This is a genomic window from Rhodococcus sp. EPR-134 (assembly GCF_001647205.1).
GTDB lineage: Bacteria > Actinomycetota > Actinomycetes > Mycobacteriales > Mycobacteriaceae > Rhodococcus_F > Rhodococcus_F qingshengii.
In genome coordinates this window covers 1-8,997 of the sequence record NZ_LVCT01000160.1, presented here as the reverse complement: position 1 = coordinate 8,997, position 8,997 = coordinate 1, and the positions used below count along the sequence as shown (strand labels likewise).

The 8,997-nt window shown below is 61.9% G+C and carries 14 protein-coding genes; 7 read left to right on the top strand and 7 right to left on the bottom strand.

What is annotated here, in order from left to right:
• On the bottom strand, positions 1–334 hold a 334-nt coding region (locus A2J01_RS07135; protein WP_156519203.1), incomplete at its 3' end, for a TetR/AcrR family transcriptional regulator.
• Positions 335–392: 58 nt separating this feature from the next.
• Positions 393–1,826, bottom strand: a complete 1,434-nt coding sequence (locus tag A2J01_RS07130; RefSeq protein ID WP_058038280.1) for an FUSC family protein — start codon at positions 1,824–1,826, stop codon at positions 393–395.
• A 58-nt stretch (positions 1,827–1,884) separates the two neighbouring features.
• Here A2J01_RS07130 and A2J01_RS07125 point away from each other — a divergent pair, with 58 nt between their 5' ends.
• Entirely contained in the window at positions 1,885–2,400 is a 516-nt protein-coding gene (locus A2J01_RS07125) for a MarR family winged helix-turn-helix transcriptional regulator (RefSeq protein ID WP_003940222.1), read from the top strand.
• A 1-nt stretch (position 2,401) separates the two neighbouring features.
• On the opposite strand, the gene A2J01_RS07120 is transcribed toward A2J01_RS07125, so the two are convergent.
• Positions 2,402–2,806: a PaaI family thioesterase gene (locus A2J01_RS07120; protein ID WP_003940256.1), complete on the bottom strand. Its 405-nt coding sequence runs from the start codon at positions 2,804–2,806 to the stop codon at positions 2,402–2,404.
• A 117-nt stretch (positions 2,807–2,923) separates the two neighbouring features.
• Here A2J01_RS07120 and A2J01_RS07115 point away from each other — a divergent pair, with 117 nt between their 5' ends.
• The gene (locus A2J01_RS07115) at positions 2,924–3,367 is read left to right on the top strand and encodes a winged helix-turn-helix transcriptional regulator (RefSeq protein ID WP_030536494.1); all 444 of its coding nucleotides are present in this window, start codon (positions 2,924–2,926) and stop codon (positions 3,365–3,367) included.
• Positions 3,368–3,369: 2 nt separating this feature from the next.
• Here A2J01_RS07115 and A2J01_RS07110 read toward each other — a convergent pair whose 3' ends face one another.
• From A2J01_RS07110 to A2J01_RS07095, 4 genes are all read right to left on the bottom strand, one after another.
• Positions 3,370–3,825: a PPOX class F420-dependent oxidoreductase gene (locus A2J01_RS07110; RefSeq protein ID WP_058038281.1), complete on the bottom strand. Its 456-nt coding sequence runs from the start codon at positions 3,823–3,825 to the stop codon at positions 3,370–3,372.
• 33 nt (positions 3,826–3,858) lie between these two features.
• A complete protein-coding gene (locus A2J01_RS07105; protein WP_030536492.1) occupies positions 3,859–4,368 on the bottom strand; it encodes a hypothetical protein in 510 nt (169 codons plus the stop codon).
• Positions 4,369–4,438: 70 nt separating this feature from the next.
• Entirely contained in the window at positions 4,439–5,254 is an 816-nt protein-coding gene (locus tag A2J01_RS07100) for a DUF72 domain-containing protein (RefSeq protein WP_030536491.1), read from the bottom strand.
• A gap of 44 nt (positions 5,255–5,298) precedes the next feature.
• Positions 5,299–5,481 carry a hypothetical protein gene (locus A2J01_RS07095; protein WP_003940600.1) on the bottom strand — a complete coding sequence of 61 codons (183 nt, stop codon included), beginning with the start codon at positions 5,479–5,481 and terminating at the stop codon, positions 5,299–5,301.
• Between the two features lie 81 nt (positions 5,482–5,562).
• Here A2J01_RS07095 and A2J01_RS07090 point away from each other — a divergent pair, with 81 nt between their 5' ends.
• From A2J01_RS07090 to A2J01_RS07070, 5 genes are all read left to right on the top strand, one after another.
• The gene (locus A2J01_RS07090; RefSeq protein WP_007729728.1) at positions 5,563–5,883 is read left to right on the top strand and encodes a GYD domain-containing protein; all 321 of its coding nucleotides are present in this window, start codon (positions 5,563–5,565) and stop codon (positions 5,881–5,883) included.
• 44 nt (positions 5,884–5,927) lie between these two features.
• Positions 5,928–6,776 (top strand): LLM class F420-dependent oxidoreductase, encoded by an 849-nt coding sequence (locus A2J01_RS07085; protein ID WP_030536489.1) that lies wholly within the window; start codon positions 5,928–5,930, stop codon positions 6,774–6,776.
• Positions 6,777–6,851: 75 nt separating this feature from the next.
• Positions 6,852–7,601: an SDR family oxidoreductase gene (locus A2J01_RS07080; RefSeq protein WP_064112401.1), complete on the top strand. Its 750-nt coding sequence runs from the start codon at positions 6,852–6,854 to the stop codon at positions 7,599–7,601.
• Positions 7,602–7,663: 62 nt separating this feature from the next.
• Positions 7,664–8,128: an RrF2 family transcriptional regulator gene (locus A2J01_RS07075; protein ID WP_064112400.1), complete on the top strand. Its 465-nt coding sequence runs from the start codon at positions 7,664–7,666 to the stop codon at positions 8,126–8,128.
• A 118-nt stretch (positions 8,129–8,246) separates the two neighbouring features.
• The coding region (locus A2J01_RS07070; RefSeq protein WP_064112399.1) for a hypothetical protein at positions 8,247–8,997 on the top strand (751 nt) is incomplete at its 3' end.

Sequence of the window (8,997 nt, the reverse complement as noted above, 5' to 3'; positions counted from 1 at the left end):
AGATCTCGAACATCAAGCGAAAGTTCGGCAACGATTCCGCTGATGTGCGCCCATTCCAGTAACTCGTCAACATCTCGACGATGTCGGTCCCGGAAGAGATGTCGAGAGAAGAGCTGTCTCGCAGGGTGGCAACTACTTCAGTGAGCAGTTGTTCCTTCGAACCGAAATGATGGATGAGTGTCGCATGACTGATCCCCAGATCCTTGGCCAATGGCCGCATGGACAGTTCACCGACGCCGTTCGCCGTGACGTACGCGGTTACCTGCTCGAGCAATTCGGCACGGCGATGCTGGTAACGCAGTTTCCGGCCGTCGACCGGCGTGCTGTCCTCCACCTGCAGGAGCCTACGCAGTACCGGAAACACAGCAGTACCGGAAACACGGCAGTACCGGTTACACGGTGACGTGGTGGCGATCCGATCGACTGATCGTCACAGCGGCGACGACAACACCGATCACCACGCCGATGAGAGTGTCCGCGACGCGAGCCACTGCCGCTTCGGTCCCGATCGGAGCACTGAAACCGATGAGGAGCAGTGCCATCGGGGTGACGGCCAGTGATGTCAGTGCATAGTTCTTGATCACGAGCAGCTCAGCAGCAGTCTGCAGAATCACGACCACGGCAACCGCTTGCCAGTAGCCGAGCGTCAATGCGATGAGAGCAGCAGCGACGACGGCGCCACCGACATTTCCCACCAACCGCTGAATCCCACGCTGGACGGTCTGCTTGTAGTTCAGCCCCTGCATCGCGGCGATGGCACCCATCGACGCCCAGAGCGGATGCTCCAACCCGGCTCCCGCCGCGAGCCAACCGGCCAGAGCCGACGCTGCCACGATGCGGAGAGCATTCATCCGCACCGGGCGCGAATACAGCCGATTCAATCCTTCGAGAAAATAGCCTTCGGGCGCGGCCAGGTTCTTTGCCGGTGCGAGATCGTGTTCGATCATGCTGGAACGCTTGAGCTTCCGAAGCTCCTTCTCGTGCCGAGCAATGCTGCGAATCAGGGTGGCGTCGCCGTGCAACTGCCACTCCTGAACTGCCGCTTCTGCTTCGTCGAGCACCGCCACCAGTTCGCGTCCGTGATCGACGGTCGACTTGATCCGGCCACTCGACGCAATAACCAAGCGGGCGTTGGCAATCGATCCGAGCGCCGGTTCCACTCCGCCTGCGCCGGACTGTTCGAGACGCCCCACCGCAGAAACTGCACGGGCAACTGCCAGGCGGGCAGGTCCCATCGGCAGTACGAGCGCTGGGAGCATCGCGGCCGCCCAACCGACCAGAACTCCGAGCGCACCGGCAGTGACCAACCGCGCCAAATCATCAACGCTGGAGGCATATCCGGCTGCACCGGTCGCCGCGAAGACGAGGATGACGGGCCCTGGTCCGGTGATCCGGAAGCCCGACATGAAGCAGTACGACGCACCCGCAAGCAAAGAGAGGATGCCGATCTGCAACCACATCGGAACGCCCGCGACACCCATGGCGCCGCCGAAGGCAATCGAAACCACCAGTGCAGCACCCACCATTGCCAGCTTGCCGGCCAACCGTGGATACGGCTCGTACCTGCCGAACGCGGCGCACAGCGCGCCCAAGGCCGCGAAGCCGGCCAATTCCCGATGCCCGAGCAGTCCGCCGACCACGAGGACTACGGCGGTGGCGAGCCCGACCCTGATCGCGGGGGCGATGGTCGCGTCGGCAGATCCGACGCGAAAAGCCGCTCGCCACGTCGCCCCGGAGACGGTATGTGCAATGGCTTCACTCGAATGAGTGAGACGGCTGGGCGTCCTGGCTGCGGTTTCGGTTCGGCTCACCCAATCAGCATACATTTATTTCACTAGTAAATTACTTGTGAAGTAATGTGAATTCTGTCGCTAAGATAGGGACATGGGCGCGGCGAACAGATCCGAAGACGACTTCATCGACAAAGTCCGTCGCGAATGGAAGCGCGCCTACCCCGAGTTCGACACTGCTCCCGTCGAGGTGATGGGCCGGATCGCCCGCATCAACGCGCAGTCTCTTCACCAGCTCGACCGCGCACTGGCGTCCAGCGGGGTCTCTCGCGCCGAATTCGACGTGATGAGTGCACTTGCTCGCAGTGACCGTCCCCTGCGGGCGAGCGAAGTCACCGCCGTCACGATGGTCAGCGGCGCCGCCACCACAAAACACGCAGACCGCCTGGCCAAGCTGGGCTTTGTCGAGCGTCAGCGCTTCGAACACGACGGACGAGTGGTTCTGCTTCAACTCACCGATGCCGGTCGCGCATTGGTCGAGGCAGAGTTTCCCCGACGCGTCGAGCGAGACCGTCAAGTACTCACCGGACTCGACGAGGACGAACGTGCCCAACTGACGGCACTGCTCAAACGCATCTCACTCAACATCGACTCGGGGATCTGGGACTGACCTACTTCGGCAGCGGCACGTTCTGCAAACGCACCTGACCGCGCGCCACCTCTTTGCCCGATTCCGGATCGGTGATGACCACCGACCACAACTGCTGAACCCGGCCCTGCTGTATCGGCACAGCCACGACGTCCACGCGCCCACCCGTACGCGCCCGCAGGAAATCCGTTCCGTTGTGCACTCCGACGGCAAATTCGCCACGGTCCGCCACTGCAGTGCTGGCCCCGATGCTCGCGGCGGACTCGACGGCGGTCGTGTAGACACCGCCGTGGACTACGCCCCACGGCGTGTGATGCTCCTCGGACAGATCGATGTGCCCGACAACCTTCGTGCCGGACACCTCGTCCAGTTGCAATCCGGCAGCGCTGACAAATCCGCTTGCTGCCTCGAGATTCAATTCCGTCATGACGACCCCTCATCTGCTCCGTTGGATTTCTCGACCTACCTTCCGCCCTCGCATACATGCCGTCAAGTGCTAAGTTGGAATTCCCAACTAACATTTCCAACTAACAGGGGCCCAGAGATGACGGCGACAAAAGGACGCAACTGCTCCATCGCCAACGCCTTGGAGGTCGTCGGCGAGAAGTGGTCACTGTTGGTGCTCAGAGAAATCGCCCTCGGGCAACGACGGTTCGACGAGATCGCCGCGGGCACGGGTGCGAGCCGCGACATCCTCGCCGCGCGTCTACGCACCCTTGTCGACGCCGACGTCCTCGCGAAGCGACGCTACGAAGACCATCCACCGCGCTACGAATACGTCGCCACCGAATCAGGGAAGGCGCTCTATCCCATTCTGATGGCGCTCATGGAATGGGGGGACGCCTTTGCGACGACGGGTCCACCGCCAACCGTCGTCGAACACCGTTGCGGTGAGATCCTGCACGCCCAAGTTGTGTGCGCGCACTGCAAAGAGCCGCTGGCCGCCAAAGACGCGCATGTAGTCGAACTCTCGCCGCCTGCTCGATAGCGTCAGCGTCCGGGCGGAAACCCGCCTGTTGCGATCGGACCCCAGGAGTCGACGGTGACGCGGATCAGGCTCTTACCCTGCTTGCGCATGGCTTCGCGGTACTCGTCCCAGTCGGGATGATCACCGGCGATGGATCGGTAGTAGTCGACCAACGGTTCCACCGAGTCCGGGAGGTCGATCAACTCCGCGGTTCCGTTCACCTGGACGTACGGGCCGTTCCACTCGTCGGAGTGGACACACAGAGACACCGCCGGGGTGCGGCGGACATTCGCGGCCTTGGCCCGTTCCGGGTACGTGGAGATGACGATCCGACCCTCGTCGTCGACCCCGCACGTCACCGGAGAGATCTGCAACTCGCCGGATTTCTTCACCGTGACGAACGTGGCCCGATGGCGCGGCCTGATGAACTCGAGGAGTTCGGCAAACGACACACGATCTGCGCTGGCGATCTTGGACATGACCTCAGCCTAATTCGATTTACGAACTGACGCTCATGGCATCTCGATGGTCTGAGCACGTGCGATTTCGCCGATTGCACGAATGATGTACGCGCTCTGAGCTTTCTTCACTCCGGTCGACAAACTCCCGATGACCAGAACCGCCGAACGCAGGTACGCGCCGTGCCCGATACGGAACGAATCGTCTTCCAGATCCGAGATCCCGAGCGCCCCGGTGTAGACCGCAGCGAGCGCCTGCACGTCCAGATCCGGCAGCCACACGATCGTGGACTTGGCGCAGGCGGTGAGCGCATCCTGCACGTCCTCGCTGGACAAGCCGTCCGGATGCGTGTCCTCGAGCAATTCGCGCACGATCGCCGCGTGAACCGAGCTGACCTGCTCGAAAGAGAGCCCGCGCAGTTCCTCGACAGCCACGAGTAGTCCGTCACGATTTGCCGCCCGCACCGCGGCGAGTGCGTCGGCCGTGGCATCGGCGATGTCACGGGCGACCTTCGGCCAATGCGTCGGCCAGCTCTGTTCTGGCGTCCGCTGTTCTGGCGTCATCGTGGTATCTCCTCGGTCCTCGTGTTCATGCGGAAGCCTTCCACATCCCACCGACAGGCCAGGCGATCCGTCAGCGCAGCCGCTCCAACAAGGACATTGCGTTGTGCGGCGCAAAGCCTTTCATGTCGTTGTCGAAGTAGACGTACACGTCGAGGCCCTCGTCCATCCAATCCCGAAAGCGCTTGGACCACTTGTCCAGAGCTTCGTCGGTGTACCCACTCGCATACAGTTCCTTGTCCCCGTGCATCCGCACATAGACAAAATCGGCAGTAGGAGTGGTGATGCGGGGATACCTGCCGGCTGTGTCTGCGACGACAAAACCGATGGAGTGCTCGCGCATCAGGTCCACGGCTTCGTCGGTCTCGAAGCTGGCGTGCCGCGCTTCCACTGCGTAGCGAATCGGCACGTCCCTCTCGGTCTGGGCGAACACTCGGTCTTCGGTGAGTTTGTCGTCGTGCTGCGCTGCCAGATCGGCTGCAGCCTGAGTGGTACGGGGAAGACCGTCGAAGAAGTCGGCCAATCGCTGCGATTCGAACTGCAGCGTCGGAGGTAGTTGCCACAGAATCGGCCCGAGCTTGGGGCCGAGGGCGAGCGTTCCGGCGGCAAAGAAGTTGGCGAGTCCGTCACGGGCGTCGAGCAGCCGTTTCATGTGTGTGATGTACCGGCCGCCCTTGATCGCGAACACAAAATCTTCGGGAGTTTCGCTGCGCCATTTGGTGTAGCTTTCCGGCTTCTGCAGCGCGTAGAACGAGCCGTTGATCTCAATCGACGTCAATCTCTCTGCGGCATAAGACAATTCTTTGCGGTGAGCAAGACCTTTCGGATAGAAATCTCCGCGCCACGCGGGATACGTCCACCCGGAGATACCTACCCGAATATCTGCCATCGATTCAGACTAAGCGGCACTCGAGCGTTTTGGCACTCCGTGTTTCAAACTCCGGCGCTGAGCGCGACGGATACCGGTACGACGGTCAGGCACACCACCGCACCGATGAACAACGCGATCACGAGGCGACGGTCCCACTTTCCGCGTGCACCACTGGCAGCGAGCATGAAGATCACAAAACCTACACACACGGACACGATAGTCACGATCACCGGAGTTCCAACCATGCCGTGATTGTCCCCTACCCATTGCCACCGAGCGCCCTACGGGTACACGATCGAAGTACCCATCCCGAGCTAGGAGTGGAAATGCCGAAATACCTCTGGCAAGTGACGTACTCACCCTCCGGCGCCGCCGGTCTACAGCAGGAGGGAGGCACTGCGCGGCGCGACGCGATAACGCGAATGGTCGAAAGCATCGGTGGCACTGTCGAATCCTGCCACTTCGCACTGGGCGGTCACGACATGTTCGTGATCGGCAACCTGCCGGACGACGTCGCGGCAGCCGCATTGAGCATTCGCACGGCTGCGGCAGGTGCAGCACGCTCGGAGTCGATCACACTGCTCACGCCGGAGCAGATCGACGAGGCAGTCAAGCGACCGACCGACTACCGCGCGCCGGGCAAATGACGACGGAAGGAATAGATCCCGGCAGCAGCCGAGTTGCACCCGCTGTGACGGAGACTACGAAAACACCTGACCTGGGAACCTACGGAATCTGGCGAGGAGCGGCTGGTTTGCCGCCCGAGCTGGGAACTGCGATCGAGAAACTCGGTTTCGGCACCATCTGGATCGGCGGCTCCCCACGCGCCGATCTACGGATCGCCGAGAAACTTCTCGACGCGACCGAGCACATCACCGTGGCAACCGGAATCGTCAACATCTGGTCCTCACCTGCGGCTGAGGTGGCGGAGTCCTATCACCGACTCGAAGCCGCGCACCCGGGGCGATTCCTGCTCGGCGTAGGCGTCGGACATCCGGAGGCGACCGGCGACTACACCAAGCCGTACGCCTCACTCGTGTCGTACCTCGACGAACTCGACGCGGCCCAGGTCCCGGAATCGCGGCGCGTCCTCGCCGCACTGGGGCCGAAGGTGTTGAAACTGTCCGCCGCTCGCGCCGCCGGCGCGCATCCGTACCTGACCACCCCCGAACACACGGCCGAAGCTCGCGAAATCCTCGGCCCTTCGAAGATCCTGGCCCCCGAGCACAAGGTGGTCCTGGAAACCGATCCGGAGAAGGCCAGAGCAATCGGTCGCCCCGCCGTCGCCAACCCGTATCTGTATCTGCGCAACTACACGAGCAATCTCGAGCGCCTCGGTTTTGCGCCCGAAGAGTTGGCCAACGAGGGGAACGATCGCGTCATCGACGCCCTGGTTGCGCGGGGTACCGCGAAGTCCATCGCGGATCGACTTCGGGAGCATGTCGCGGCGGGTGCCGATCACGTTGCGATCCAAGCACTTCCCGCCGAAGGTGATCCGATCGCGACCTACGAAGCACTGGCCGCCGAACTCTTCGACTGACCGGGCAACCCTTGACTTGGATAAGTAGTGTCCGAGTATACTTGGACACTACTTATCCAAGTAAAGGAGAAAAACATGAAGATCGTCATTTTCGGAAGCGGACTCATCGGAAGCCAGGTCGCCGCCAAGCTCGCTGACGCCGGGCACGACGTGAAGGCGCTCGGTCGCGGCGACGGGATCGACATCACCACCGGCGCAGGTATCGCCGAGGCAGTCGAGGGTGCCGACGTCGTCGTGGATCTGACCAATTCCCCTTCGTGGTCGGACGACGACGTCTTGGCCTTCTTCCGCGACGGAACCGGCCACATCCTCGCCGCGGAGGAGAAGGCAGGCGTCGGGCACCACGTCATACTGTCCATCGTGGGTGCCGATCGACTGCCCGATTCCGGGTACATGCGAGCCAAGGTCGCCCAGGAAGACCTGGTCAAAGCGGGCCCGACCCCCGACACGATCGTCCGATCGACCCAATTCTTCGAGTTCGTCGCCGGAATCGCCGACGCGGGAACCACCGACGGCGCCGTCCACGCAACGCCGGGACATCTGCAACCCATCGCGTCTCGAGACGTCGTGTCCCACGTCGCCGAGGTAGTGACCGGCGCGCCGCAAAACGGCACGGTCGAGATTGCCGGACCCGAACCGCTGGGCATCGACGAACTGGTCCGGCGCTTGTTCCTCGTCACCGGCGACAAGCGTTCGGTTATCTCCGATCCCGAAGCCGGCTACTTCGGCGCGAAACTCGACAACTCGGCACTGACCCCGACACCCGGTGCAGATGCATGGATCGCGCCGACAACATACGACGCGTGGCTTGCCGAGAAGGCCTGACGTCGACAACTCGAGCGACGTCCGGCCCGCACCGCTTTCCGCGGCGTCGATAGAGTCCAATCATGAAGCTTTCCGGAGGCGTGGAGTGGTCACTCCACTGCTGCGTGGTTCTGAGCCAGTCCGAGGGGCCGGTACCCACAGCCAGACTCGCCGAACTTCACGGGGTGTCGAAGACATACCTGGCGAAGCATCTGCGAGCGCTCGCGCACGCCGGTCTGGTCAATCCGACCGAGGGCCGAGACGGCGGGTACGTTCTCACCCGGGCTCCCGAGAAGATCACCGTTCTCGACGTCGTACAGGCCGTTGACGGCACCGAACCTGCGTTCCGGTGCACGGAGATTCGACAGCAAGGAATCCTCGCCGCTCCACCGGAGCAGTGCCGTTCCGCCTGCGGAATCGCCAAGGTCATGGCCGACGCCGAAAAAGCCTGGCGCGCATCGCTGTCGGGGGTCACTATTGCAGATCTTGCTGCAACCCTGAACCTTCCGGCACTCAGAAAGATCCTGACCACACCGATCACACCCTAGAGCAGCCCACACCCCACGAGACGGCAATCCATCGTTCAACTATCGGGTACCTTGTTCGGGGATCAAATCTTGACGAAGAATCTTCCGGGAATTTTCGCAAGATCTCGGAGGGGGTTTCATGGGAGTCAGTGGCGCTGCGGGGTTGGGGCAGAACATTCGTCAAACAACTGGACTGTTGAGTCGCTGGTGGTCTCTTGCGTACGACGGCGAATGGTTCCCGAGGTTCCTGGCTGCTCGATCGATGTTGGGGACAGCCAGGGTGGTCGTCACCTTTTGGTGTGCTGTGTTCGTGGCACTCGCCGTACTGGCTCAATTCGTGAAGGGTGGCGCAACCGAGCTCCCTGAACGGCTCGCGGCGGGCGCAGCATGCATGATCGCGCTCTACTGCATGATTCGCTGGTCACTCGGACGGTCTTGGCCGAGTCACCATCAATCCGTTCGTTTCGTTTCGCTCACCAATATCTGCTTGTCCTTGATACTTCTCGCCGGAATCCATTCGAGCTTCCTGGCATTGACCGGCACCGTTCTGTTCGTGGTCGTCGCGAACTATTCGTCGGTATTCCACAGCCCTCGAATAGTCACAGCACAGATCACCGGCGCGCTGTTCGTCGTTGCGCTACTGACAATTCGAGCTGTAACCGATCCGGATACCGACTCTTCGCTGTCGGTGTCCACTGGATTCGTCATCGGGTGTGTTATCGCTTCAGCTTCGATGACCGTGCATTTCCTCGTCCTGTATTTGACCGACGACGCACGACACTCTTGGCGCGATCCACTCACCGCTGCCCTGAATCGACGTGGGCTGCACAATGTCTGGCAACAGTTGTTCGGTGTCGGCGAACTCCAAGGACACGTAGTCCTTGCGGTGG

What these genes read in the sequence shown, in the direction of transcription:
- A2J01_RS07130 (WP_058038280.1), bottom strand. Translation starts at nt 1,826, where the DNA reads ATGTATGCTGATTGGGTGAGCCGAACCGAAACCGCAGCCAGGACGCCC.
- A2J01_RS07125 (WP_003940222.1), top strand. Translation starts at nt 1,885, where the DNA reads ATGGGCGCGGCGAACAGATCCGAAGACGACTTCATCGACAAAGTCCGT.
- A2J01_RS07120 (WP_003940256.1), bottom strand. Translation starts at nt 2,806, where the DNA reads ATGACGGAATTGAATCTCGAGGCAGCAAGCGGATTTGTCAGCGCTGCC.
- A2J01_RS07115 (WP_030536494.1), top strand. Translation starts at nt 2,924, where the DNA reads ATGACGGCGACAAAAGGACGCAACTGCTCCATCGCCAACGCCTTGGAG.
- A2J01_RS07110 (WP_058038281.1), bottom strand. Translation starts at nt 3,825, where the DNA reads ATGTCCAAGATCGCCAGCGCAGATCGTGTGTCGTTTGCCGAACTCCTC.
- A2J01_RS07105 (WP_030536492.1), bottom strand. Translation starts at nt 4,368, where the DNA reads ATGACGCCAGAACAGCGGACGCCAGAACAGAGCTGGCCGACGCATTGG.
- A2J01_RS07100 (WP_030536491.1), bottom strand. Translation starts at nt 5,254, where the DNA reads ATGGCAGATATTCGGGTAGGTATCTCCGGGTGGACGTATCCCGCGTGG.
- A2J01_RS07095 (WP_003940600.1), bottom strand. Translation starts at nt 5,481, where the DNA reads ATGGTTGGAACTCCGGTGATCGTGACTATCGTGTCCGTGTGTGTAGGT.
- A2J01_RS07090 (WP_007729728.1), top strand. Translation starts at nt 5,563, where the DNA reads ATGCCGAAATACCTCTGGCAAGTGACGTACTCACCCTCCGGCGCCGCC.
- A2J01_RS07080 (WP_064112401.1), top strand. Translation starts at nt 6,852, where the DNA reads ATGAAGATCGTCATTTTCGGAAGCGGACTCATCGGAAGCCAGGTCGCC.
- A2J01_RS07075 (WP_064112400.1), top strand. Translation starts at nt 7,664, where the DNA reads ATGAAGCTTTCCGGAGGCGTGGAGTGGTCACTCCACTGCTGCGTGGTT.